We start from the raw sequence: 25,933 nt of genomic DNA on the forward strand, positions 1-25,933 counted from the left end.
AGTCCTCGCCTTTGGGCAAAGACGCTGAGCAAGCGGCTAATCGTCGACCGGTACCAGCTTCGAGCGTTTTGGCCGCAGAGCAGAACCTTTTTGTCCTGCGGCGCGTTCTCGGGCAACCTTGCGCAAAATTAATGGGTAGCCACCCAACGCGATTGAGGTGAAAATGAACCATTGCACGGCGTAATCGCGGTGTGGGCCTTCATTTGGTGGCGCAGCTTCGACCATCACCGGAACATCGCCGGGGGCGGGCGATTGTGCCTCAAGTGTTACATAAGCGGGCAACACTGGGGCGTCTACTTGGTGTGCAATGCGCGCAATATCGGCTCGGGCGAGTTCTCGCAGGTGACCTTCGGCGGGGTCGGTGGCCCCAAAGGCGCCTTTAGATTGAGTGGCGGTCACAGTTCCTTCCACCACTACTTCGCCCTTTGGAGGGGCCGCAGCCTGCATTGCCTCGGCCGTTTCGCCAATGGAATACGGTACCCATCCACGGTTGATTACCACGGCTTCTCCCGAGGGCATCAAGAGTGGAGTCAATACATAAAATCCGGGGGCCCCTTCGTAGGTACGATTTCGTACGGTTACTTGTTCGTCAGCTAGGTAATGGCCACGTACCTGAACCTGACGTAGCGTCAGTTCTTGAATTTGTTGCGGAGTTGACTCCATTGAAATCAATTCACCCACCGGGACCATCGGTACGGCGCTGAGTTCCTTATAGCGATGAATAAGGTCTCGCTTTTCGTGCCAGCGACCTAGCTGCCAAAACCCTGCAATCAAACAACCCGCCACGATTAGCAACACAAATAGGTGCGACAGAATCCATCGTGGTTTTAAAACGAACCGATACACGTTTCCTAGGTTAGGTCAGGCCGAGAAGAACTACTCAGCCGCTAGTCCCAACCTCGCTCTTGCGAGCTTAGAACCTCACGCCACGCGGCCAAGCGCCGTTCGTCGAGTTCACCCGAGGCAATGGCGAGTTGCACAGCGCAGTCAGGTTCGCTGGTATGAGTGCAGTTGCTGAAACGGCATTGTTCGGCCAACGCTTCTATGTCGGGAAAGGCCACCGAGACAGCTTCGGGCTCGGCCCAGATACCGATGGAACGAATCCCAGGTGAATCAACGATCACGGTGCCATTGGGCAGTGGGTGCAGCTCGCGCCAGGTGGTGGTGTGTCGCCCTTTGGAGTCTTTCGAACGAACTTCACCGACGGCGGTTAGGGCTAAACCGCTCAAGGCGTTTGTAAGGCTAGATTTCCCAGCTCCTGACTCACCTACCAAGACCACACTCTTGCCCGCTAGCTCTTTAGCTAACTCGTCAATGCCGTGGCCCGAAACCGAGTCAATGGCGACCATTGCCACATCGGGGAAATCGTATGCCATCTGTGCTTCGGCAGCCGCCAGGTTTTCAGCTAGATCGACCTTCGTCAACACCACCATGGCCGGAATCCCGGCTTCATGCGCCAACATAGTGGCCCGCTGAATTCGCGGTGTCGATAGTGGCCGATCGAGACCGCAGACCATCAACACCAGATCAACGTTGGCGGCAAGACGTTGTTCGGTGTCACGTTCCTCGTCACGGCGTCGCAACAGCGAATAGCGGGGAAGAATTTGTTCTACAACTCCGTCGACCACCACTACCCAGTCACCGACAACAGCGGCACCCATGCTTTTGCGGGTTGGATATTGTGCGATGCCTTCGGCGGTAACGATCCGCAGCGCTACACCGTCATGGCGTACCACACGACCCAAGTCGGCACCACGATGGGCCCGTTCACGCGCCTCAGCAAGTATCTCGTCGGCTGCGCTGCGAATTTCGGGAGTCAATCCCCACGCTTCGAGGCCGCCCGTGTTGTCCGCGTTGTTGGGCGTTTGTGTCACGTGCTGCCAGAATCTTTTTCGTTAGTAACTTTCGGTGGTCCGGCCTGGGTGTGCCTGGTTCCTTCGGGCTCATCCGCCCAGCTAGCCTCAGCTTCCCAAGCATCATCAAACACCAGCCGCTTTACTGGCTGTCGTCTCACCGGACCGTGTTTACCTTGTGGAACGCCTAGAGGAATCGTGGCCATTATGAATACTTCGGGTGGAATTCCCAGTAGCTCACGTAATTCCCCTTCCACCATGTAGTGCCACATGGTCAAAACGCCGCCATAGCCAAGCGCCCGTGCTGCTAGCAACAGATTTTGGCAAGCCGGATAAACCGACGCTCCATCACGAAGATGCCCGTCGCGGCCCACCATGAGAGCCAGCACCACCACCGGAGTTTGCTCGAAGTGGTTTACAAAATGCTCCATGGCTCGGGCCGTTCGGGCCTTAGGCGAATTGTCTAGGGCACCACTACCAGATTCATAACCGTCACTGCGGCGTTTTTCACCCCAGCCCTTTCGAAAAGCAGCGCCCAATAATGCCTTGGCGGCAGTGGCGTTCGGGCCGTCACGTAACACCAGAAACCGAAAACTCTGCCTATTTGAACCCGATGGTGCTCGAGTGGCCGCGAACATGATCTTTGCCAGGTCTTCATCGGGGATTGGATCTTGCCTATAACGCCGAATCGCTCTGGTCGTGGCCATCATCTCGAGAGCTGTTTCTGCTTCTGACCGCGAACGCAACGACGCAAGCCCCGTATCATTTTTGGTACGGGATTTATCCTCGGTCATATAAGCAAGTCTCCCTCGACGTTAGATGCAGCGAAGAGCACAAATAGCACCATAGGCGCTCGGTCGCCCTAGGCGTCGGTGGGTAACTTGTAGTCGGCAAAACGGCTGCGCAAATCCTTCTTTGAGAATTTGCCAACCGAGGTCTTAGGAATCTCCTCGATGAATTGAATGTCATCAGGCAACCACCACTTGGCAACCCGCGGCGTAAGAAATTCCATTAGCTCGTCTTTGGTTACCGAAGCCCCTTCACGTACCACCACACAGGCGAGCGGCCGTTCTTGCCAGCGTTCATGACGAACGCCAATGACGGCTGCCTCAGCTACCGAAGGATGCGCCATGAGCTCATTTTCAAGCTCAACCGAGCTAATCCACTCACCACCCGATTTGATGACGTCTTTCGTGCGATCAACTAGGCGTATGTAACCCTCTTCATCGATGGTGGCTACATCACCGGTCTTTAACCAACCTTCGGGAGTGAACGACTCGCTAGAGCGATCATCGTTGTAATACGAACTGATCACCCAGGGTCCCTTAACCTGCAATTCACCCGAGGTTTCGCCGTCCCAGGCCAGCTCTTCATGACTATCAGGGTCGGCGATTCGGGCCTGCAGACCAAACACGATCGGGCCAATGGAGGTACGGATGTCGGCCTTCTCGTCTTCCGAAAGGTCATCCATGGACGACTTGAGGTTGCAAATTGAGGCCACAGGACTGGTTTCTGTCATACCCCAAGCTTGCAAAATGGGCATACCAAGTTTGGCCCGGAATGCTTCTGAAAGTGCCTTCGGCACCGCGGAACCACCACAAGGGATGGCACGCAATGAAGAGACGTCGCGACCATCGATTTCGTTCAGTACGCCCATCCAAATAGTGGGCACCCCGGCCGCCAGAGTAACGCGTTCGGCTTCAATAAGATTGACTATGCCTTTAGGCGACAAGTCTGGTCCGGGCATGACAACTTTGGCACCGGTGGTCACCGCAGCGTGTGCTAGGCCCCAGGCGTTGGCATGGAACATGGGCACTACCGGCAGCACAACATCACGCTCACAAATACCAATGGCGTCGGCGGCCATTGCCGTTAGGGTGTGCAGGTACACCGATCGATGCGAATAGAGCGCACCTTTCGGGTTCCCGGTGGTGCCGCTGGTGTAGCACATTGATGAAGCCTGATTTTCATCGGCCACATTCCATTCCACCGGCTTGGCTTTGGCCAAGAGCTCTTCATAGTCGTGAACCTCGATATCACCGTCGTAGGTTGGTAGCTCTCCGCCGGTATCATTCATAATCACCAAATGCTTGACCGTGGTGAAGGTGGGCAACAGCGGTGCCAGCAGTCCCATTAACGACAGATCGGCGAAAATAACCTCGTCTTCGGCATGGTTGACGATGTAGGTCATCTGGTCGGGGAAAAGACGAATATTCAGCGTGTGCGCCACCCGGCCAGAACACGGTGCTGCAAAATATAGTTCTAGGTGGCGTTGCGTATTCCAGGCGAAAGTACCTACCCGGGCATCGGGACCAATGTTCAGGTCATCGAGCACCCCTCCTAAGCGCCTGGTGCGGTCAGCCCATTCGCCATAGGTGATGCGAACGGTGCCAGTCGGCAACGCAGTCACGATTTCCTTTTCGGGAAAATACTTTTCGGCACGCTCAAACATAAGTGCCATGGTGAGCTGGCTTGCCTGCATAAGACCTTGCATGGTTCCCCCAAAGGACTTGAATAAATGTGACGGTTCTTACACAGTAGACGCTACGACGAATTCGCGCCGGATTCGCTTAGCGCACTAAACGTGGCAGAATCGAAAGTCTTGGTAACTAGCAAACACCACAGCTCTCAGCCACAACCTCAACCCAGCCGCACGTTACTTTGGCTCTTGTCCGCCCCGCTAGTGGTGCTGGTGATCTTGGCCAATATCGGTGATGCACTAGCGCCCACCTTGGTGGACAAACACCCGCTGTTGTTAATCACCCTAAACGCTCGTAACCGCAACTTAGCGTTAGTGACCAACCAGTTAGGGGCACTTGAGTTCTACCTGGTGGGGTTCCTGCGCCTAATTATCAGCGATCCCCTGTTTTATGTCTTGGGTTGGTTCTATGGTGATTCGGCCGTGCGCTGGGTAGAACGCAATACCAACACCTTGGGCGGAAGTTTGCGCTGGGCCGAGAAACATTTCAAAAACTTTGGCGTCCCGCTTGTTTTCGCTATGCCCAACAACTGGATTTGCCTGTTCGCTGGCGCGGCGAAGATGCGCCCTTGGGTGTTTGCCACTGCCAATATTGCTGGTACCGTTGCACGACTTTATGCCATTCGGGTGCTTGGGAACGTGTTCTCAGGACCTCTCGATTGGCTCTTAGTGCAAATTGCGAAATACCGCTTGCCACTGCTGGCGTTGAGCATCGCAGCCGTTGCTTTCACATTCTTTAGCGAACGCAAACGGGACGGAGGCGAGCTCACCGGTATCACCAAATTGGCTGATGAACTGGGGTCGAGCGAGCCGTCAGGCGGTGTCGTGAGTGCTCCCTATGAGCCCCACTCGGATCGGGTGACCAACGAGCACGGTCACTTCGATACCAACGATCGCGACACCGAAAGCGACGCCTAATCCCTAATCGAGCGCCTATCGTCTATAAACATAGGCCGGTTGGCACAAGATTTTTGGCGGTTAAATCCCCAGCAGAGCGTCGAGGCCAACCGTCAGACCGGGATGCTCACCGATCGCTTTGATGGCCAAAACCACACCGGGCATAAACGACGAGCGATCTAACGAATCGTGGCGGATAGTTAGGGTTTGACCGGCAGTGCCCAAAATCACTTCTTGATGGGCCACCAAACCCGCAAGGCGAAGCGAATGCACCGGAATACCACCAGCGGCGGCGGCGCCTCGTGCGCCTTCAATGGTCTGTTTCGTGGTGGGGTCAGCCGCCCAATTTGGTTGCACGGCCGCCATACGATTAGCGGTGGCAACTGCGGTTCCTGAAGGGGCATCAATTTTTTGGTTGTGGTGAAGTTCGATGATTTCACCGGTTTCGAAAAAAGGTGCCGCCAGCTCGGCAAAGCGCATCATCAAAACGGCGCCGATAGCGAAATTAGGCACGATCACGCAGTTACTTTGCGTGAAAAGAGCCCCAAAAGTTTCGTAATCAGACTCGCTGAAGCCACTGGTGCCAACCACAGCGTGAACACCTGCCGCGGCCAATGCCCGCAAATTCATGCGAGCGGCATCGATGTGAGTGAAGTCGACGACCACGCTCACATCAGCCGACAAAAGTTCGTCTGTGGTGCTACAAACAAGCGTTGTCTCTGGGTCAACCCCAAGGTTGGGGTCAACTTCGATGACCGAAGCGCTAGGGTCGGCGGCGGCTGCTAAGACAAGAGTTGGATCGGCCAGAACAGCTTCACAAACTGTTCGGCCCATCCGTCCGGCGGCACCCAGCACACCAACCCGTAGCTGCTTCGTCATTACGCTCTTAGTTTCTCTCAGCCTTAGCGGCGGTTACCGCCTCGACCACGGCCACGAGGTCCGCGACCAGGCGCACCCGAGCGAGAGGGGCCAGGACCAAGGTCACCGAAATCGTTGGCAAGTCCGGCTTCGAACTCTTCTTCGAAAGAAACATACTCTCGCGAATCGCCAGAGTTGTCGCCACCGGAATTCTCGGAGCCGTTTGCACCCTCAGCACCAGCTGGGCTTACTTCATCAACGTCGATCACCGAAGCAGCTTCACCTTCGGCGTCACCTTGGGCCAACGAAAGTGAGACCTTGCCTTGGGAATCTACTTCTTCCACTACAACCTGAATAGATTCGCCAAGCTCAAGCACATCTTCTACTCGGTCAATGCGTTTACCGTTACCGATCTTAGAAATATGTAGAAGACCGTCGCGGCCGGGCAAAATGTTGATGAACGCACCGAACTTGGTGATATTCACGACGGTGCCCGGGTAATGCACGCCAACCTGTGCCGTGGGTGGATCGAGAATCAGCTTGATTCGGTTTTCGGCTTCCCGAACTACTTCCCCATTGGAAGAAGCAATCGAAACGATGCCGACCTTGCCATCGTCATCCACGCTGATGTCAGCACCAGTTTCTTGTTGGATGGCGTTGATGACCTTGCCCTTGGGCCCAATCACTTCACCGATCTTGTCCATTGGGATTTCGAAGCTGATGATCTTTGGTGCCGTTGGGCCAACATCGTCGCGGGGCTCGGCAATGGCTTTAGCCATTTCTTCAAGAATATGAAGGCGAGCTTCACGAGCTTGGTTCAAGGCCGCCGCCAGAACGTCGGCGGGGATGCCGTCAATCTTGGTATCGAGCTGTAGAGCAGTAACGAAATCGGCAGGACCAGCGATCTTGAAGTCCATATCGCCAAAGGCGTCTTCCGCACCCAAAATATCGGTGAGCGTGGTGTACTTGCCGTCTTCGAAGACTAGGCCCATGGCGATTCCGGCTACGGCCGCCTTAATGGGCACACCGCCATCCATAAGTGAAAGCGACGAAGCACAAACCGAAGCCATAGAGGTAGAGCCGTTGGAAGAAAGGACCTCGGATACCAAACGAAGGGCGTACGGGAACTCTTCTTCACTCGGCACTACCGGCAATAAGGCACGCTCGGCTAAAAGACCATGCCCTACTTCACGACGCTTGGTGCCACCCACCCGGCCAGTTTCTCCATTGGAGAATGGTGGCATGGTGTAGTGGTGCATATAGCGCTTCTTAACGGTTGGGTTAAGACTGTCTTTATAGGTGATATCCATGGCCATGCGTGGGGTGCCCAGGGTTAACACATTGAGTACCTGGGTTTCACCACGCTGGAACAAACCAGAACCATGGGCGGTTGGCAACAACGCCACTTGGGCCGAAATAGAACGGATATCTTTAGGTCCGCGACCGTCGATACGAACGCCTTCATCGACTATTCGTTGACGAATAACCTTCTTCGACAAGGCTCGAATGGCCGATGAAACTTCTTTGGCACGGCCTTCAAACTCTTGCGCCAAAGCCTCATGAATTTCGGCGGAAATAGCATCATTGGCGTCGTTACGTTGTGTCTTATCGGCAATGCTGTTGGCTTCACGCAACTTGTCGGTGCCAAGCTCGGCAACACGTGCTTCTACATCTGCACCAAAATCGGCGGCTGCCTCAAACGGGAGGGCTTCTCGCACTCCGGCTTTAGCCACAAACTCACGCTGCAGCGCTATCGATTCCCGAATCCAGGTTTTTGAAGCTTGCAAACCTTCCGCGATCACTTCTTCGGTGACCTTCGGCGCACCATCTTGGTAATAGTTCCAAGCATTTTCGGTACCGCCAGCCTCAACCATCATGACGGCAATATCAGAACCGTCGGATGTTTCGCGACCTGCCACAACCAGTTCAAAGGTGGAGGCATCACCCTCGGCATAGGTGGGGTGCGGAATCCACTGGCCATCAATGGTGTAGGCCACTCGAACGGCACCAATTGGGCCTTCAAAAGGAATGCCCGAGATCATGAGGGCGGCACTAGCGGCGTTGATGGCCAGCACGTCGTGCGGGTTCTCCATGTCAACACCTAGAACTGTGCCAATAATCTGGGTTTCGTTGCGGTACCCCTCGGCGAATGACGGGCGCAGCGGGCGGTCAATCAGGCGACAGGTAAGAATCGCTTCATCAGAAGGTCGGCCCTCTTTGCGGAAGACGGAACCGGGGATAAGGCCAGCGGCATAGCGCTTTTCTTCGATGTCGACCGTGAGTGGGAAGAAATCGATGCCCTCACGGGTGGACTTTTCAGCGTTAGCGGTAACAAGAATCTTGGTGCCACCTAAGGTGGCTACAACCGCACCCTGGCTTTGTGGTGCCAAAAGGCCCGTTTCCAGAGTTATTTCTTTGTCGGTGCCCGAAATAGCACCACTTGCGACGATGGGATCAGCCATCTCTATTTATTCTCCTTGTGGGGGACACTCCCCCGTTTGACGACCAGTTCCCAGATGAGAAGCCCCCAACAGTTTTGAGAGATCCACAACTGGCAGCTGGCCGGAACAATTCATTTCAATTAGGCAGGCCCCCAGAAGTGGGTGCCTTATACGAATCGGGCGACCACTTAGGGTCGCCCGAGCACAGTGTGATTAGCGGCGCAAACCGTGTTTAGCAATGATTTCACGGTAACGCTCGACGTCGTTCTTACGCACGTAAGACAACAGACGCTTACGGCGACCTACCAACTGCAACAGGCCACGACGACTGTGGTGGTCTTTCTTATGCAACTTAAGGTGTTCGTTTAGATGATTAATACGATCAGTCAGAATAGCAATCTGGACTTCTGGAGAGCCCGTGTCGGTGTCGTGCAACCGGTGGTTAGCGATGGTTTCCGACTTGTTGGGCAATTGGTGTAGGTCAGCCACTTAGATGAAATCCTATTCGATATGGGACTAAAGACCCGGCTTCTGGAACCGCTGGGCGAGAACTGAAGCGGATGCGCGCTAGAACACAGAATTCTGCGGCTGTTAAACCTTAGCAGCCAGACGAACCAAAACCATCTTTAGACCCGCCCGAATTGGAGGCTACGCTTCCAATGTAAAAGCAGGAGTGTTTAATTGTTCACAGGATTAGTGCAAGAGCTGGGCACGTTCATACACCGCCAAGGTTTGCGTTACCGTTTTGGGGCTACCAACGTGCTCGAAGGTGTGGCACTCGGCGATTCAATAGCTGTTAATGGCTGTTGTTTAACAGTGGTCGATTTTGGCGATGATTGGTGGGATGCCGACGTTTCCGAAGAAACGCTCGCCAAGACGTCATTGGCATCGTTTCATGAAGGTGACCCCATCAACTTTGAAACCGCGGCCCGTGTTGGAGATCACCTAGGCGGGCACATCGTCCAAGGCCACGTCGATGGGGTGGGTAAGATGCTCGAAACGCCACCGGAACTGAAAGTTTCGGTGCCCGCCGAGCTGCTGCGGTACTGCGTAGCAAAAGGCTCAATCACCATCGATGGGGTCAGCCTTACCATTGTGGAAGTACTAGGCGACGCAATTACGGCCGCCATCATTCCACACACCGCCGAAGTAACCACTCTCGGCCATAAACCCGTTGGCAGCCCAGTGAACATCGAGGTTGATGTAATCGCTAAATATGTAGAGCGATTGGTGTTACCTCACCTACCGACAACCTGAGCAATCATCTGAGCCATGGCTTTACGCCGCACAGCCAGAGCTGCTACTGCCAAAGAGACACTAACCGCGGCCGTGACGCCAACAATGATCCAAACACCCTTAGTAATTGACGAGGACAACCCATGGCCTTCCCCAAGCAGTAACTGGGTCGCCGAAACGCCCAGGTTTCGTCGCTCCAGGGTGTAGGTACCGGCTTCGGGGAAATTAATGGTCCAAGCCGCTTGACCAAAGCGTGTTCCACTGACGCGATACTTCAATTCACCCGGAAATGGCTCGGGCCGAATCATTCCTTCAGGGCCTTCAAAGCCAAGTACCATCAGTTCCAGCAGTTCTTCTTTGGGTGGAACTTGGCAATAACCACTGCATGCAGCGCCAGCCCAAATGGTGTACTCACCGGCATGTGCAACCTCAACCGGGAGCCCGCTTCTAGGAGGCAGTTGCGTAAAGCTCGCTATCTCGTTGGCCTGGTCGCTCCACGCGTAGTTGAACCACGCGAAAGCCGCGGCACCCCCTAGTAAGACCACTGCTGCTGCCAATTGAAAGAGGCGTTTAGCAGTGGTGGTCGTAGCTTTCATCCATTCCCCAGTCGGCCACAGTTATGCGAAGAGCATAGCCACGTCGCATGATATTAGAGTGCGTCTAGGATCGCTTAGTTTGGCCCAACCAGTTGTACTCGCGCCGATGGCTGGTATCACCGACGCCCCATATCGCTTGCTTTGCGCCTCGTACGGTGGCGGCTTGTACGTTTCAGAAATGGTGACAGCTCGGGGCCTGGTGGAGAGCGGTGTGCGTTCTTGGCAAATGGCGGCTCATCATCCCCAAGAACGCATTCGTTCGATCCAGCTTTTTGGATCTGACCCCAAGGTTATGGGCGAAGCAGTAAAACGGCTGGTTAACGAGCTGCCGATTGACCATATCGACCTTAACTTTGGTTGTCCGGTGGCCAAAGTGACCCGCAACGGCGGTGGTGCTGCGCTGCCGTATAAGCGTAACCTTTTCGCCGCGGTAGTAGCCGAAGCCGTGCGCAATGCAGGGGAAGTTCCACTCACTATCAAGATGAGAATGGGCCTAGACGACCAACGCCTCACCTACCTTGAGGCTGGCAAGATCGCGGCCGAGGCTGGGGTGGCGGCCATCGCGTTACACGCTCGGACTGCCATTGCGGGCTACTCGGGTTTGGCCCGTTGGGAGGCGATTGGACTCTTGCGCGAAGAGGTAGATGCCAGCGTACCTGTACTTGGCAACGGTGATATTTGGCAAGCCGACGACGCCATTGAAATGATGAACCAAACCAGCTGCGATGGGGTTGTGATCGGTCGGGGTTGCTTAGGAAGACCGTGGCTTTTTGAAGATTTGGCCCGAGTGTTTAGGGGTGAAAAGGCGCAAGGCCCACCGCCGCTTGGCGAGGTTAGCGCCATGTTGTTACGCCACCTCGAGTTGATGATCGAATGGTACGAACAGGAACGTTACGCAGTTCACCGAATGCGGAAACACATCTCTTGGTATTTGGCGGGCTATCCAGTTGGTGCCAGCGTCCGCCAACGCACCAACAACCTTGAAACCCTCGAAGATGTCCAACAAATGTGCGCCTCGCTCGACCCACGAACTGAAATTCTACCGAGCGGAATTAGTGCCCCTCGGGGTCGTACCGACGCTATGAAACGACTCGTCCTACCCCAAGGATGGCTCGATAACCCCGACGCAATGGCCCAGGTTGCAGATCCGCTGGGCACTGTTAGCGGGGGCTGATGTGGGAATTCTCCGAAATCGTGTCAAGATACATTCTGTGTGGATTCAACCCGCGGTCAAGCCGCGCAAAATCAGCTTAATTTTTGGTGCGGGGGCCTTGGCCTTGGCATTGGCAGTGACCTTCAACCTGCTAGTACCCACGGCCGCCTCGGCGGCAACGCCAGCGGTTAGCGCTCAAGTTATAACCCAAAACGATCTGACCAGCACTACCGAGATCGATAACGGGCAAGGCGGCGATTTGGGCATTTTGCCACGTCCCAATTCGGGGCATTCACCCAAGTCTTCAAGCGACCGTGGCGGCTGGGAACAATATTTGGTGATGGGCTCTATTGTGTTGGCCCTTGGCGTGATCGTTCTTTTGATTCGCCGGGAATCAAAACGTTCCAAAACAGTTTTCGATCAACGCCATGCGGACCAATAGAGCGAACTAATAACCAGAATCAACGCTAAGCCATGAACCTAGTTCCTAGGAACGTCTTTCCATGGCACACCCTTCGAGGCGTCAGGCTCACGGGGAAGCCCTAGAACCCGATCACCGATGATGTTACGTTGAATTTCCGAGGTCCCGCCTTCAATGGAATTTCCACGAGACCTTAAGAATGAACGGGCCCTAAGCGCCGCTTCAGCGTCGCCTTCTTCCCAAGCCATTGGGCCAGTCATCAAGTCGGCCGACAACACTTGTGCCGCCATGTTGAATTCGGTGCCGAAGAGCTTCGCGATCGAACCTTCAGGACCGGGTTGACCGCCAGCTTTACGGGCGGCAGCAGCGCGAGCAATGTTCATGGCACTCACTCGTCCGGTGATGTAGAGATTTATGATTCGATCTCGAATCACTGGATTTTCCCACTGACCGTTGGCCTTTGCCAAGCGAATGAGTGCTTCGATTACCGCACCACCGGTTAAGCCACCAACACGTATTTGAGTTTCGGTGGAAGTGCCGGTGTTGGTCGAGCTCTTCTGGGATGCTTCGGCGGCACGACGCCTTCTGGCAGCACCCCCAAAAGCCCCTGAAAGTGCCACTCGCTCATTCAAAAGGGTGGTTTGGGCAACCGACCAGCCTTGGCCTTCTGGGCCGATTCGCCATTTGTCGGGAATGCGAACATCGCTCAAGAAAACTTCATTGAACTCGGCATCGCCGGTAATTTGTCGCAGCGGACGTACTTCCACACCGGGCGCTTCCATATCCAGCACGAAGTAACTGATACCGGTGTGCTTTGGAGCATCGGGGTTGGTCCGAGCAATTAGCATGCCATATTTCGAAATTTGTGCGCCCGAAGTCCAAACTTTTTGGCCATTGACAATCCACTCATCACCATCGCGTTCGGCCCGTGCCGCCAAACCGGCCACGTCAGAACCGTTGCCAGGCTCGGAAAACAGTTGACACCACCAATCACCCTGGGCCATACCCGACAAAAAGAACTGCAGCTGCTCTTCTGTGCCCCATTGCCGAAGCGTGGGTGCCGCTAAGCCAAAGCCCAAAATGTTGTAGGAACGAGGGACTCGGTACTCGTCTTTAACATCTTCCACAATCGAAGCTTGATGGGCATTTAACCCAGCACCCGAATACTGGACTTCCCATTCCGGCATTGCCCAACCGGCTTTACCAATCGCCCGTAGAAACTCGCGTTCATTGAGGCTTGCTTTGCCGCGTTCGAAGAGCTCATCGTCATTGTTGTCGATTCCGGCTACCCAATCACTGGGTAGGTTTTCACGTATCCAAGCCGTGACTTCACTACGAAGTTCATCGTCGGTACGTACTGGGTGGTTTTGTGCCATCAGTGGTTCCTCTCAGAGATTCGGAATAATTAGAAAATTCGGAGGTGGGCTGACTCTCGCTCAGGGAGGTGGTGGTGCGCCGGTTGAGCGCAATAAACACTCTTGGGCAATTGATGCCACAAGCACACCGTCAGCATTGTGGAAAGTGCCTTTAGCTAACCCTCGCGCCCCAAAGTTGGTAACCGGCTCAGCCGAGAACAAAAGCCAATCATCCACACGAACCGGTCGATGAAACCACACTGCATGGTCGAGACTGGCTCCGCCCCAGCTAAGTGGTGCTCCAGGGGCGATAGCAGCACGGACAATAGCCATATCTGATACGTAGGTTAGGCCACAAGCATGCATAGCCGGGTCATCGCCGAATGGCTCGGCGACACGCACCCAGGCAGGGTGAATCGCGAAATCTTCGGCCGGGTAGAGGGGACGGATATCGAACATCATCGAAGCTCGGGACCGGAACTTACGGTTGTGGCCGCCGAACATGTCGCGAGGTTTGGCCTCATCGGGGCCAAATTCGGGCTTAGGTGCCGGTAAATGCCAGTCAAAACCGTCTTCGGTTACGTGGAACGAAGCTTCAAGCACGAAGATAGCTTCATCATGTTGCATAGCCGTAACACGTCGGGTTGAAAACGACCGACCGTTCCGTATACGTTCCACCACCAACCGCAATGGAACACCTGGTCGGCCAGGCCGTACGAAATACGAGTGCAGAGAATGCACAAAACGGTCGTCTTCAACGGTTAGGGTAGCCGCTCGCAGCGATTGTGCCGCCACCTGTCCGCCAAAGAGCCTCGGTGGTCCTTCAGCTGGGGTAATGGCAAGAAAACAGTCGGCTTCGTCCTCTTTTAGGTCGAGCAGTTCGCTAAGAGTGAGGGGCTCGAGCGGCTCTTCGGTCTCTTCCATTTCGGCGGTAGTCAGCTTGCGTCCTCCTTGGCACGAAGCAATTCACGTGTGGCATCGACATCAAGGCGCATTTGATCAATGAGCGCTTCGATCGAATCAAATTTCAGTTCAGGACGTAAGAATTTTACGAACTCAACGTGGCCTTCTTCGCCGTACAGGTCGCCACTAAAATCTAATAGGTACGCTTCGAGCAGCGAGACTGAGGCCGTTTCATAAAAGGTAGGTCGACGGCCAAGACTGATAGCCGCCATGTGCCTAGCACCATCAGGTCGAACGTAATAGCCGGCATAAATTCCATCGCCGGGAATGCACATGGAATGCGGTACCGCAATGTTGGCGGTGGGGAAACCCAGGTCGCGCCCACGGGCATCACCGCGTTCTACGGTTCCACGAAGTTCATAGTTACGTCCAAGCATCGCAGCAGCCACTTCAACCTGGGTGTTGGCAATGGCTTTGCGGATCACGGTTGAAGAAATTGAGGTTGTGTCGTTGGACTCTTGGCCGTCATCGGCCACCAGTTTTAAGCCTTTAGCTACAAAGCCACGGCTTTGGCCCATCTCTTCGAGCAACGCCACACTGCCCCCACGGTTATGACCGAATCGGAAATCCTCGCCCACCACTACCGCTTTGGCACCGAGGCGGTTAACCAGGACTTCATCCACGAAATCGGGGGCCGCTTCCTGAGCACGTTCATGGTCGAAATGCACTACGTAAACGTAATCGGCTCCAGCGTCTCCAAGGAGTTCGAGCCGTTGCTCGAAGGTGGCCAACATGAGGGGCGCAAATTCGGGACGTACCACCGAGGCCGGATGTGGTTCAAAGGTTATTACCACGCTTGGCACACCGAGTTCGGTAGCAATCCGGTTGGTTTCGCCAATAACGAGCTGGTGCCCTAAATGTACGCCATCGAATACCCCAATGGTCACCGCACTTTGGCTTAGGCGTGGCGCGTTCGTGTCGCGTTCGTCGATCAACTGCACACTCAGAACGCTACCGGTCAAAGTGCCTGCCATACCAGATTGGGAAGAATTGGGAACCAAGCCGGCTCAACTCGCCAACACCACCGTGGGCTTGGCCATGCCGTTGGCGGTAGGTTCATAAACTGCTAATAGTTCACCGGTTGAGCTGAAGACTGCCCACGGAGATGACCCGATTTCGGCCAAGTCACCAAGAGGGAACATTCGACCGTTCTTCACCAGCGCCGCTTGTTCATCACTCACGATCCACTGGCTCATGCCACGCACCGCTTCGGCCATGGGCAATAACTGTGGTGCTTCTACGGCGGAAGCCTGGTCCACGTTATATGTGCCAATAGCGCTTCGACGCAACCATTGGAGGTGAGCACCGCCTCCTAATAGATGTCCGAGGTCAGCCGCTAAAGTTCGGATGTAGGTTCCCGAAGAACAATCTATTTCGGCGTAATAAACGTGGTCTTGGCCTGCCAACGGCGAAACATCAAAGCGACTCACCGTAACGGGCCGTGCTTGGCGCTCAACTTCAACACCGGCCCGGGCCAATTCATACAACCGTTGACCTTCGATCTTGATAGCCGAGACCATTGGCGGCACCTGCAAAATATCGCCGGTCAGTTGTGCTGCCGCTTCCTGCACGGCTTCTGGGGTTACATCGCTCATGTCGTGGGTGGCTACGACCTCGCCAGAAGCGTCCAAGGTTGTTGTTTCCACACCCAACGCAATGTAAGCTTCATAGGTTTTCGATAGCGACGTAGCAAACCGCAGCAAACGGGTGGCCCGGCCCACTCCGATCACCAAAAGACCGGTGGCGTCGGGGTCGAGAGTACCCGCATGGCCGATCTTGCGAGTGCCTAGGACCCCTCGTAGTTTGGCCACCACATCATGGGAGGTCCACCCCGGAGATTTATCAATAAGCACCAAGCCGTCGGGACCGTTGGTGTTGGCGCGTCGTGCCACCGCAGCTAGTTGCCTTGACCGTCCACGTCGCCACCAGAGGCTCGAGCCGTACCGTCTTGCGCTACGTCATTCAGCGATTCGGAATCGCTCGCACTTTGGGGATCATCATCGTCATCATTCGCCTGGAGCTCGGGTAGTGAACGCAAAATATTTTCAATGCGCGCCGCACCAGCAGCTACTTCGTCGGCCTTGAATTGCAGCTCAGGAGTGCGACGAATACGTGCTTCAGCGGCTATTGCGCCTTGTAGGCGAATCCGATTTTCATCTAGCGCCTCGCGAATCACCGCGTTTTCGGCGTCAAAGTTGTCGTCGTCAATATCGGCTGGACCCGAGAAATAAACCACTGACCAATTCAGGTCAGGGTCTACTTCCACGTCTACAAATGAGACCAGCTCAAGGCGGGGGTCATCGATTCGAGCCAGTTCCTGGGCCAGAATCTCTAAAAACAGCTGCTTTAGACGAGCAGTGCGCGGATAGTGCCGTTTAGGGCTGGGTCGCCGACGGCCACCGCTTCGTTTGTTCGGCATGTTTCCAATCTTTGAAATCTAGGGCAAAAGCGACTTACGTTCGGGCGATCTCTCGCTCTTCATAAGTCTCAATTACATCGCCAGGTTTGAGGTCTTGGAAGTCGGAGAGACCAATACCGCATTCATAACCGGCTGCAACTTCACGCACATCATCTTTAAAGCGACGCAGCGACGAAATTTCGCCCTTCCAGATCACGGTACCTTCACGCAAGAACCGCACCAGTGAACCGCGGGTGATAACACCGTTGGTTACATAACAACCAGCCACGGCACCAATACGCGGCACCCGGAAGATTTCACGAACCTCGGCGTCACCGGTGATGACCTCTTCGAACTCGGGAGCGAGCATGCCCACCACCGCGTTCTCAATGTCTTCCAACGCCTTGTAGATGACTTCGTAAGTACGAATTTCTACGCCTTCGGTGGCCGCAAGTTCTCGAGCGTTGCGATCGGGCCGAACGTTGAATCCGATGATGGTGGCGTTTGAAGCCGCTGCCAACTGAATGTCGTATTGGCTAATGCCGCCAACCCCACGGTGAACAAACGAAAGCTTCACTTCATCACGCTCTAAGCGTTTCAAACTTTCGCTCAAAGCTTCCAAAGAACCGTTTACGTCGGCCTTAACAATGAGATTTAAGGTGGCAACTTCACCGGCTTGAATTTGGCTGAAGATGTCTTCCAGTCGGGCACCACCACTCATGGCGTGGGCGTCGCGACCTTGGCTGGCCAAGCGCTGCCAATGCTCGCGCGTTTCGGCCACTTTGGCGGCACGACGTTCGTCGGGTGCCACGATGAAATCGTCTCCAGCTTGGGCCACATCCGACAGGCCCAGAACCTCGACTGGTGTCGACGGCAAAGCTTCTTTGACTTGTTCGCCGCGATCGTTGATGAGCGCTCGTACCCGACCCCAAGCAGCACCCGCTACCAGCGGATCGCCGACTCGCAAAGTGCCCCGCTGTACCAAGACACTAGCTACCGCACCGCGACCAATATCGAGGTGCGATTCAAGCACAATGCCACGGGCTCGGCCATCGGGAGTAGCACGTAGCTCTTCCAGGTCAGCAATGACCAAAAGGTTGTCGAGCAGCTCGTCGATTCCGAGATTCTGTGGAGCAGAAACTTCGACCACGATGGTGTCGCCACCCCAAGATTCGGGCACCAAATCATGTTCTGAGATTTGCTGCATAATCCGATTGGGATCGGCGTTTTCACGGTCAATCTTGGTGATCGCGACCACAATGGGGACACCTGCCGCGCGAGCGTGGCTCAATGCTTCAAGCGTTTGAGGCATAACACCGTCGTCAGCCGCCACCACCAAAATGACAATGTCGGTGGCGTTGGCACCACGAGCTCGCATAGCCGTGAAAGCTTCGTGACCAGGCGTGTCAATAAAGGTGAGGAGACGACCTTGGCGTTCTACCTGGTAGGCACCAATGTGCTGAGTGATACCACCGGCTTCACCTGAGACCACATTGGCATTACGAATGCGGTCAAGCAGAGTGGTTTTACCGTGGTCAACGTGACCCATCACCGTTACGACTGGCGAACGCAATGGGGCATCTTCGTCGTCGGCTTCGGCTTCTTCAAGCACATCGACTTCTAACATCTTGAGAAGTTCGACTTCTTGCTCTTCACCCGGGTCGACCAGGCGAATATCGGCTCCGACCTCAACCGCGAACAGCTCGATCATCTCATCGCTAAGCGACTGAGTGGCCGTAACCATCTCACCTTGTTGCATGAGGAAACGCACCACGTCAGCCGCGGTACGGTTCAGCTTGGGACCAAGATCTTGCGGGCTTGAAGCGCGCTCGACCACCACCGTGCCGGTTGGCACCGCGGCGTCTTGAGGCGTATAGGTTGGTGCATCCATCGGCTGAAGCTCGTCACTTGAACGACGACGACGGCCTTTACGACGACGAGGCGGCCTACGACTTTGAGTCGGTGGACCACCGCCGGGACGGCCACCAGGGCGTCCGCCACCAGGAGGCGGCGAACCGGGCATAGAGGGGCGACCGCCGCTTGGAGCTTGGGGACCGGTACCAGATGGTGCCGAAGTGCGAGAAGGCCCAGGACCACCGGGTGCGCCGGTGCGGCCAGGACCACCACGACCTCGTGCTGGTGCTGGTGCTGGGCCGCGCCCGCCTAAACCAGGAGGCGGCGGAATGGGCTTGCCCGAACGCGATACTGGAGGACCGGGAGGAGGTGGAATTGGTTTACCCGAAGCCGACATCGGTGGCCTTGGTGCTCCGGGCGGCATTCCGGGAGGAGGACCACTTGGTCGCGGTGCCGGTGGCATTGGAGGTCGAGCTGGAGGTGCTTGCCCGGCCGGACGCGCCGCAGGAGGCGCCTTGGGCGGGGTGCGCCGCTCGGGTGCCGGAGGACGGGGGGCACTTGGAGCACCACCGCTGGAGGTTACTAGCGGGGTACCACCAGATTCGCCTTTAGGCGCGGGGCGATCAGGCCGAGGCGGTGCAACTTTAGGCGCCGGTGGTGCCTTCGGTGCTTGGCTCGGCACAGAGGATGCCGCTGGTGCGACAGGAGGTGCCGGTTCGCTCTTTGCGTCGGCCTCGGTCTTAGCAACCGGAGTTGGTGTGGTCTTGGTCGTCTCGGTAGTGCTTTCAGCTGTGGCGACCTTTTGGGCCGCGCCAGTGGCGGATTCTGTCTTCGGCGCTTTTGCGGCCGGGGCGGCTTTAGGGGCAGCCGGAGCTGCCGGTTCAGCCTTAGAGGTTGTGGTTTCGGTAGCGGCCGTAGCTTGAGCAGGGGCTTCTTCATTCTTCTTCAGAAGACCGTCACGCTCAGCGCGACGACGAACTCTGTCAGCCTGTGCTTCCACGAGGCTAGAGGAATGGCTTTTCACACCGACCCCAAGCGCGTCGCAGAGATCGAGCGTCTCTTTGTTGGTTAGCCCGAGTTCTCTTGCTAGTTCGTACACGCGGATCTTTGCAGCCAAGGTCCTATCCAGCCCCTTCGTTGTTGCTCAATGTGCTCAAGGTTCTATGTTCATTCTCGCGCACGACACCGTCGCGCACGAACACCGACAGAAACTGCTCTATTGCAGCATCTGACACAGGTGCTCGAAAGGCCCGATCGAAGGACCTTCTTTTAGCGGCTAGAACGGCACAGTTCGCGGAATTGGCACAAAGCCAAGCACCACGTCCTCCTAGGGTAGGGCCTAGGGCCAGACTTCGCACAGATAGCCGCACAATCCGTACTAAATTAGATTTTTCGGTGGTCTTTCGACAGCCAATGCAAGTTCGCAGTGACGTTCGAAGCTTCGGGCCTATTCCTCGGCCTCCATCTCATTCGGATCGGAAGTTTCGGTGTCTTCGTAAACCTCAGGTGAGTCGTAACCGTCGTCCTCGCCTTCCAAGTCGAGGTCTACGGGTAGCCCTTCATCAGCCAACGGGTGGTCTTCACCGGCACCGGCCGACCATTCTTCGGCTGACAAAGCGGGGCCACCTTCAGCTGGTCGCCAAACCTGCTCACCGGTTTCCGCATCAACCACCCACTCCCCTTCCGCCCACTCTTCCGAAGCATAGGCTTCATCTTCGAGCAGCTGGCTTTCACTTTTGATATCAACCCGCCAACCAGTTAGCCGGGCAGCCAAACGAGCGTTTTGTCCTTCCTTGCCAATGGCCAAGGAGAGCTGATAGTCGGGAACAATTACTGTGGCGGTACCGGTCTCTTGGTCGATGTGAACTTCTTTGACCTTAGCTGGGGAAAGTGCCTTCATAACGAAGTCTTGCTGGTCTTCAGCAAAAGGCACAATGTCGATTTTTTCGCCTCGTAGTTCGTTGACCACCATGCGAACCCTAATTCCCTGGGCTCCAACGCACGCACCAACGGGGTCGACGTTGGGGTCATTGGAATAGACGGCGATCTTAGTGCGATGACCGGGCTCGCGGGCACAGGCCTTGATCTCTACTACCCCATCGGCAATTTCGGGTACTTCAAGCTCAAAAAGGCGCTTGATCAAGCCGGGGTGGGTTCGACTCACCACGATCTGTGGGCCTTTGGCGGTTTTACGCACTTCAACGATGTAGGCCTTTAAACGTGAGTTCGGTTCAGGCCGTTCGTAGGGAACTTGTTCCGCCTGTGGCAACAACGCCTCGACCCGACCCAAATCTAAAAGGGTGTAGCGATTGTCGCTTTGTTGGACAATACCGGTAACAATATCGCCCTCACGGCCAGCGTATTCCTCATACTTGAGCTCGCGCTCCGCTTCACGGATGCGCTGTGACATGACCTGCTTCGCCGTTTGTGCCGCAATACGACCAAAGTTGGTTGGCGTAACATCCATTTCTGGCCCAAAGGGCACATAGTCTTCGTCGAGCTCTTGGGCAATGACACGAATTTCGAAGGTGTTGGGATCGATCGTTACCCAGGCATACTCCTGGGCATCGGGCATCCGCTTGTAAGCCGACTCTAAGGCGTCGGCTAGCGCTGCGAACAAGGTTTCTACCGAAATCCCTTTGTCAGCAGCTAGCGCTTGAAGAGCCTCCATCATTTCAGGGTTACTCATGGTGTGGACCTCCTATTGGGCGCTACCTGCTCGCGGGATGAAGCGGCCGGTGCGGCGGTTGAGCCCCACTCAAAAACAGTGCGGGCTGAATTAATATCTTCAAAAAGTATTTCGAGGCTCGCCTCAGCCTCACTGGGCTGAAGCCAAACCGTGGTGTCGTTGGTCTCTTCAATTGTGCCTCTCACCCGACGTTGACCATCTATAGCGTGGCGCAATTTAATGCTCACGGTTTCGCCAACTGCGCCAGCGAAATGACTTGGCGTTCGTAATTTTCGTTCTAAACCCGGAGTTGAGACTTCCAAGGTGTAGCTAGCACCGATTGGGTCGACGTCATCGAGCATCCGCGACAACTCACGACTGATACTGCTCAGGTCGTCGATACTTGGGTTCTCGTTTTCACGAAGTGACGAGACCGTTACTCGTATGACCGGCCCGTGAGCCTCAATGTCATAGAGCGAGAAGCCTCGGGCAGCGATAATGGGCTCGGCGATGGGCCGAACGCGGTCAATATTACTCATCGACGAACCTCCTTAAGTGACCGATTACAACAAAGGCGTGGGCAGTGCCCACGCCTTTGTGCGACTTGCGTACAAGAACGACTAGCCAGTATAGCCCGGAGCGGGACCAACAAGTGAAGCCCTAGTAGGCCCTAGCTGTCACAGCTACTAAATCGGCTTCTTCTGACGAACGAGGTAGCCGCCCATCAGGGCGAATAAGACAGCGCACCGTTACACCCGATTCTGCCAGAGTATCTTCGCCATCTTCACCCAACACCGACCATGGCACCTTGGCGAAACCTACTCTCGAGGCCTCAATAGCCTCGGCCAGCGTAGTGACCTCTTCTATGGCGCTATTACGTCGCGTCTCAGCTTCGGTGTATAAGTCGTCTTGGATCCGCTCCAACCATTCCACAACGAGGCCCGATGCTTGTGTGGGACTCACCATTGCGTCGCGACCATCTTGGCCCTGATCACGATCACGCCGGATAACTTTAACCGTGTTAGCCGCAAGGTCGCGGGGCCCAACCTCTATGCGTACTGGCACACCCTTTAGCTCCCATTCGGTTACTCGCCGACCAAATGAAACCGAGACCGAATCATCAAGTCGAGCGCGAATCCCGTGGACCTTCAGCTCGTCGACAAGCTGCGATGCGACACTCTGGCAAGCTTCATCGTCGCGAACTACCACCACCACAACCTGAATCGGGGCCACATTTGGTGGCATTCGCAGCCCGTTGTCATCACCGTGGCTCATAATGAGTCCGCCCAACATTCGAGTTGAGACCCCCCATGAGGTGGTCCAAGCCATCTGTTGAGACCCGTTTTGATCCAAAAACATCATGTTGAAAGCTTGAGCGAAGTTTTGACCTAACTCGTGGCTCGTACCCATCTGTAGGGCTTTGCCGTCGCGCATCATAGCTTCAAGGGTCATGGTGTTGGTGGCCCCAGCGAAGCGTTCACGACGCGTTTTACGGCCCACGATTACCGGCATGGCCAGCTCTTTCACCATGAAATCTTGGTAGACGTTATAAAGTATTGTTTCCGCGTATTCTCGGGCGTCTTCTTCGCTGGCATGAGCAGTGTGCCCTTCTTGCCACAAGAATTCGGTACTGCGCAAGAACACCCGTGGTCTCATTTCCCAGCGCACCACGTTGGCCCATTGGTTCAACAGCATGGGTAAGTCGCGATAGCTCTGCATCCACTTCGCCATGTATTCGCCAAAAACCGTTTCGGAGGTCGGGCGTACCACGACCGGTTCTTCTAGCTCTTTACCGCCAGCATGGGTTACCACCGCCAACTCGGGGCTGAAACCCTCTACATGCTCGGCTTCTCGCTCGAAATATGACTGGGGAATGAAGAGCGGAAACGAAACGTTTTGAGCCCCAGCGGCCTTAATACGATCATCGACTTGGCGTTGAATTAACTCCCAAAGAGCGTATCCATATGGTCGTATGACCATTGTGCCGCGCACCGGCCCATTCTCTGCTAATTCTGCTTTCTGGACGATATCTTGATACCAGCGAGGGAAGTCCTCAGCCTGGGCGGTTAATACACGGCTAGCCATAGTGCATTACACACTACTTCCTATCCATAGCCAGCCCAGACCTGTACCCGTTCATTAATCACTAACCCCCACAAACCGAAACCGAGCTCACCACCGTTGTTGAACCAAACTGACCTCGCCGTGTCCGCAGAATTTGACCAACCCACCGAGCTGCGCCGCACTGTAAACGAAAAATGGGCCTAGTTCGTAGGCATGGGCTTGCTCATGGTCGGCTCTGGCCTTTTGCACAGTGTGGTGGGGCTGCGCTCCGCCCTCGAAGGCTTCAGCACGACCACCACCGGCGTGGTCATGTCTTCGTATTACCTAGGGTTCCTTATCGGTTCCAAGCAAGCACCTCGATTTGTGGCCAACGTGGGTCACATCCGCACCTTCGCAGCACTAGCTGCCATCACATCATCATCGGCGCTGGTACATCTGCTAGTGGTCCATCCCGGTGTCTGGATTGTCGGTCGCTTGGCCACTGGTTTTGGTCTAGCCGGGCTTTTTGTGGTGGCTGAGAGCTGGCTCAACAGCGACATCACCAACTCAAGCCGAGGCAGTGTGTTAAGCATCTATCTGGTGGTAGCCAACGGTGGTATGGCCGCAGGTCAACTACTACTTAATATCGGTGATCCGGCCACCGCCCGCCTTTTCCTCATCGTTTCAATTTTGTTTTCGTTGTCGCTCGTACCGACCTCACTTTCAGCCACTTCTTCACCACAATTATTCCAGCCAAAGAAGGTGTCGTTAGCTTCGGTTTATGCGGCCGCGCCACTTGGTGTCGTGGGTTCCCTAGTGGCTGGCGCTGCCGCTGGTGCCGTATTTGGTGCCGGCGTTATTTACACGCAGCTCGCTGGTTTCACGTTGGCCCAGACCTCAATCTTCATGATGTTGATAATTCTTGGCGGAGCTGCGCTGCAATGGCCGATCGGTGCCTTGTCGGATCGAATGGACCGCCGCAAGATGATCGCCATTACCGCCTTCTTCTCGGCCGGGGTCTGCATGCTAGGAATCGTCTTCCCGAGCGGTGCCATGCTTTATGTTCTGGCGGTTGCCATGGGTGGATTCATTTTTCCGCTGTACTCGTTAGCAAACGCCCACGCCAACGATTTCATGGCACCCGAAGATGTGGTTGGCGCTGGCAGTCAGCTGATATTTGTGAACGGTATCGGCTCGGTAGCTGGCCCCATCTTGGTAACCGCGGCGATGGCCAAAGTAGGGCCAAGTGGCTATTTCTGGTATTTAGCATGGGTGCACATTGCCATCGCGGCCTACGCCATGTATCGCATGTCCAAGAGGGCACCAATCGCGCCAGAAGACCAATCAACCTACGCCAGCTATCCGGCTGAATCATCAGTACTTGTAGCTACTCTCGACCCCCAAGCGTGGGATGAAGATGATCAGCCCCGCTTTGACACCGAAGAACTGCCAGCAGTGGAAATTAATTAGCGAGTGATAGTACGGATCGTTTGGATCCGAGCCTCACTGGCATTGACATCGGGACCCTTTTCGCCTATCAGCGCATTACGGTCCGCTTCGGCCTCACGCTGCGCTTTTTCGGTATCGACACGAGCCAAGGCGGCATCGGTGCCGTGCTCCACAATGAACTCGGCCCACTCCACCAAGGCATCGACCATCTCGTCTTCGGGCACAACCGCCACGTTTTGGCCCTTCACGAACAGATGACCACGATGACGTCCGGCCGCAATACCCAAATCAGCGTCGCGCGCCTCGCCCGGTCCGTTTACTACGCAACCCATCACCGCCACTTGCAACGGAATCTCCCGCTCACCAAACGCCGCCAAAGCATCGTTCGCAACTTTAATCACGTCGACTTCGGCGCGGCCACAGCTGGGACACGCAATCAAGTCAACGTTTTTGCGTTCACGTAAGCCCATCGCTTCCAAGAGCGCCCGGCCCGCTTTGACTTCTTCCACCGGATCGGCGGTAAGCGAGTAGCGAATCGTGTCGCCGATGCCTTCCGCCAACAGGGTGGCGATACCAGCGGTCGCTTTAACAATGCCCGCCGGTGGTGGTCCAGCCTCGGTAACACCAAGGTGCAAAGGATGATCGGTCGCGTCGGCCAATTGGCGGTATGACTCGATCATTAGCGGCACATTCGAAGCTTTGACCGAAATTTTGACGTCGTTGAAATCAACCTGATTGAAATAGTCGAGCTCGATCATGGCCGATTCCACCATGGCCTCGGGGGTAACACGGCCACCGTATTTTTCATACAGTGCCGGGTCTAATGAGCCGCCGTTAACCCCAATACGTATCGACACTCCGCGGTCGCGAGCTTCACGCGCCACCGCCTTAATGTGCTCTTCTCGACGAATATTGCCCGGGTTCAGACGCAAACCATGAACACCAGCTTCAAGGGCTGCTAAAGCCATGCGGTATTGGTGGTGAATGTCAGCAATAATCGGTACTGGCGAACGTGGAATTATGCGTGCAAGACCTTCAGCGGCTTCGGGTTCATTGCAAGTACAGCGCACGATATCGCAGCCCGCCGCAGCTAAAGCGTAAATTTGTTGCAGGGTACCTTCCACGTCAGCCGTTTTGGTGGTGGTCATCGACTGAACCGTGACGGGAGCCCCGCCACCTACGAGAACCGAACCCACCTTGATCTGTTGGGTTTGGCGCCGCGGAAAGGTAATTGAACCAGCGTCCATTGGATCGTACCTTTACATTTGA

At 55.5% G+C, this 25,933-nt stretch carries 24 protein-coding genes and 1 pseudogene; 6 read left to right on the forward strand and 19 right to left on the reverse strand.

Features of this window, described 5'->3' with window-relative positions:
- Nucleotides 1-36: 36 nt before the first annotated feature.
- The 4 genes from WC184_06120 to WC184_06135 form a co-directional block, all read right to left on the reverse strand.
- Complete coding sequence (locus WC184_06120; protein MFA7477453.1) at nt 37-846, reverse strand: SURF1 family protein; 810 nt, start codon at nt 844-846, stop codon at nt 37-39.
- Between the two features lie 41 nt (nt 847-887).
- Entirely contained in the window at nt 888-1,874 is a 987-nt protein-coding gene (rsgA, locus tag WC184_06125) for a ribosome small subunit-dependent GTPase A (GenBank protein ID MFA7477454.1), read from the reverse strand.
- Nucleotides 1,871-2,647: a nitroreductase family protein gene (locus tag WC184_06130; GenBank protein MFA7477455.1), complete on the reverse strand. Its 777-nt coding sequence runs from the start codon at nt 2,645-2,647 to the stop codon at nt 1,871-1,873. Before WC184_06130 ends, rsgA begins: the two co-directional genes overlap by 4 nt.
- Nucleotides 2,648-2,715: 68 nt before the next feature.
- On the reverse strand, nt 2,716-4,347 hold the full coding sequence (locus WC184_06135) for a long-chain fatty acid--CoA ligase (GenBank protein MFA7477456.1): 1,632 nt from the start codon (nt 4,345-4,347) through the stop codon (nt 2,716-2,718).
- 174 nt (nt 4,348-4,521) lie between these two features.
- On the opposite strand from WC184_06135, the gene WC184_06140 reads away from it, so the two are divergent.
- On the forward strand, nt 4,522-5,250 hold the full coding sequence (locus WC184_06140; GenBank protein MFA7477457.1) for a hypothetical protein: 729 nt from the start codon (nt 4,522-4,524) through the stop codon (nt 5,248-5,250).
- Nucleotides 5,251-5,310: 60 nt separating this feature from the next.
- Here WC184_06140 and dapB read toward each other — a convergent pair whose 3' ends face one another.
- From dapB to rpsO, 3 genes are all read right to left on the reverse strand, one after another.
- Nucleotides 5,311-6,108 carry a 4-hydroxy-tetrahydrodipicolinate reductase gene (gene dapB, locus WC184_06145; protein ID MFA7477458.1) on the reverse strand — a complete coding sequence of 266 codons (798 nt, stop codon included), beginning with the start codon at nt 6,106-6,108 and terminating at the stop codon, nt 5,311-5,313.
- Nucleotides 6,109-6,131: 23 nt separating this feature from the next.
- Entirely contained in the window at nt 6,132-8,549 is a 2,418-nt protein-coding gene (locus tag WC184_06150) for a polyribonucleotide nucleotidyltransferase (protein ID MFA7477459.1), read from the reverse strand.
- Between the two features lie 192 nt (nt 8,550-8,741).
- Nucleotides 8,742-8,999, reverse strand: coding sequence for a 30S ribosomal protein S15 (gene rpsO, locus WC184_06155; GenBank protein ID MFA7477460.1), 258 nt, complete (start codon nt 8,997-8,999; stop codon nt 8,742-8,744).
- Nucleotides 9,000-9,209: 210 nt separating this feature from the next.
- Between rpsO and WC184_06160 the strand changes: the two genes are divergently transcribed.
- A complete protein-coding gene (locus WC184_06160) occupies nt 9,210-9,785 on the forward strand; it encodes a riboflavin synthase (protein MFA7477461.1) in 576 nt (191 codons plus the stop codon).
- On the opposite strand, the gene WC184_06165 is transcribed toward WC184_06160, so the two are convergent.
- A complete protein-coding gene (locus tag WC184_06165) occupies nt 9,767-10,360 on the reverse strand; it encodes a hypothetical protein (protein MFA7477462.1) in 594 nt (197 codons plus the stop codon). The two genes, WC184_06160 and WC184_06165, sit on opposite strands and share 19 nt — an antisense overlap.
- Nucleotides 10,361-10,439: 79 nt before the next feature.
- On the opposite strand from WC184_06165, the gene dusB reads away from it, so the two are divergent.
- Together dusB and WC184_06175 are read left to right on the forward strand one after the other, a co-directional pair.
- Nucleotides 10,440-11,534 carry a tRNA dihydrouridine synthase DusB gene (dusB, locus tag WC184_06170; GenBank protein MFA7477463.1) on the forward strand — a complete coding sequence of 365 codons (1,095 nt, stop codon included), beginning with the start codon at nt 10,440-10,442 and terminating at the stop codon, nt 11,532-11,534.
- Nucleotides 11,535-11,571: 37 nt separating this feature from the next.
- Complete coding sequence (locus WC184_06175) at nt 11,572-11,955, forward strand: hypothetical protein (GenBank protein ID MFA7477464.1); 384 nt, start codon at nt 11,572-11,574, stop codon at nt 11,953-11,955.
- Nucleotides 11,956-11,993: 38 nt separating this feature from the next.
- Here WC184_06175 and WC184_06180 read toward each other — a convergent pair whose 3' ends face one another.
- From WC184_06180 to infB, 6 genes are read right to left on the reverse strand one after another with little or no spacing between them, the layout of a single operon-like run.
- Nucleotides 11,994-13,310, reverse strand: coding sequence for an acyl-CoA dehydrogenase family protein (locus WC184_06180; GenBank protein MFA7477465.1), 1,317 nt, complete (start codon nt 13,308-13,310; stop codon nt 11,994-11,996).
- 60 nt (nt 13,311-13,370) lie between these two features.
- The gene (locus WC184_06185) at nt 13,371-14,213 is read right to left on the reverse strand and encodes an acyl-CoA thioesterase domain-containing protein (protein MFA7477466.1); all 843 of its coding nucleotides are present in this window, start codon (nt 14,211-14,213) and stop codon (nt 13,371-13,373) included.
- 11 nt (nt 14,214-14,224) lie between these two features.
- On the reverse strand, nt 14,225-15,226 hold the full coding sequence (locus WC184_06190; protein MFA7477467.1) for a bifunctional riboflavin kinase/FAD synthetase: 1,002 nt from the start codon (nt 15,224-15,226) through the stop codon (nt 14,225-14,227).
- Nucleotides 15,227-15,259: 33 nt separating this feature from the next.
- Entirely contained in the window at nt 15,260-16,144 is an 885-nt protein-coding gene (gene truB / locus WC184_06195; protein MFA7477468.1) for a tRNA pseudouridine(55) synthase TruB, read from the reverse strand.
- A 5-nt stretch (nt 16,145-16,149) separates the two neighbouring features.
- Entirely contained in the window at nt 16,150-16,671 is a 522-nt protein-coding gene (locus tag WC184_06200) for a ribosome-binding factor A (protein ID MFA7477469.1), read from the reverse strand.
- A gap of 34 nt (nt 16,672-16,705) precedes the next feature.
- The gene (infB, locus tag WC184_06205; protein ID MFA7477470.1) at nt 16,706-18,673 is read right to left on the reverse strand and encodes a translation initiation factor IF-2; all 1,968 of its coding nucleotides are present in this window, start codon (nt 18,671-18,673) and stop codon (nt 16,706-16,708) included.
- 52 nt (nt 18,674-18,725) lie between these two features.
- Between infB and WC184_06210 the strand changes: the two genes are divergently transcribed.
- Nucleotides 18,726-19,427, forward strand: coding sequence for a hypothetical protein (locus WC184_06210; protein ID MFA7477471.1), 702 nt, complete (start codon nt 18,726-18,728; stop codon nt 19,425-19,427).
- Nucleotides 19,428-19,498: 71 nt separating this feature from the next.
- Here the strand turns inward: WC184_06210 and WC184_06215 are convergent.
- The 4 genes and pseudogenes from WC184_06215 to proS all read right to left on the reverse strand — a co-directional run bounded on the left by WC184_06215 (nt 19,499) and on the right by proS (nt 23,257).
- A pseudogene (locus WC184_06215) lies at nt 19,499-19,603 on the reverse strand (hypothetical protein).
- 348 nt (nt 19,604-19,951) lie between these two features.
- Nucleotides 19,952-21,193: a transcription termination factor NusA gene (gene nusA, locus WC184_06220; protein MFA7477472.1), complete on the reverse strand. Its 1,242-nt coding sequence runs from the start codon at nt 21,191-21,193 to the stop codon at nt 19,952-19,954.
- The gene (rimP, locus tag WC184_06225; protein MFA7477473.1) at nt 21,190-21,711 is read right to left on the reverse strand and encodes a ribosome maturation factor RimP; all 522 of its coding nucleotides are present in this window, start codon (nt 21,709-21,711) and stop codon (nt 21,190-21,192) included. Before rimP ends, nusA begins: the two co-directional genes overlap by 4 nt.
- A 121-nt stretch (nt 21,712-21,832) precedes the next feature.
- Nucleotides 21,833-23,257 carry a proline--tRNA ligase gene (proS, locus tag WC184_06230; protein ID MFA7477474.1) on the reverse strand — a complete coding sequence of 475 codons (1,425 nt, stop codon included), beginning with the start codon at nt 23,255-23,257 and terminating at the stop codon, nt 21,833-21,835.
- 192 nt (nt 23,258-23,449) lie between these two features.
- Between proS and WC184_06235 the strand changes: the two genes are divergently transcribed.
- A complete protein-coding gene (locus WC184_06235; GenBank protein ID MFA7477475.1) occupies nt 23,450-24,685 on the forward strand; it encodes an MFS transporter in 1,236 nt (411 codons plus the stop codon).
- Here the strand turns inward: WC184_06235 and ispG are convergent.
- Complete coding sequence (gene ispG / locus WC184_06240; GenBank protein MFA7477476.1) at nt 24,682-25,911, reverse strand: flavodoxin-dependent (E)-4-hydroxy-3-methylbut-2-enyl-diphosphate synthase; 1,230 nt, start codon at nt 25,909-25,911, stop codon at nt 24,682-24,684. The two genes, WC184_06235 and ispG, sit on opposite strands and share 4 nt — an antisense overlap.
- Nucleotides 25,912-25,933: the final 22 nt, after the last annotated feature.

The sequence above is a fragment of the Acidimicrobiia bacterium genome (assembly GCA_041676705.1).
Classification (GTDB): domain Bacteria; phylum Actinomycetota; class Acidimicrobiia; order Acidimicrobiales; family SKKL01; genus Actinomarinicola.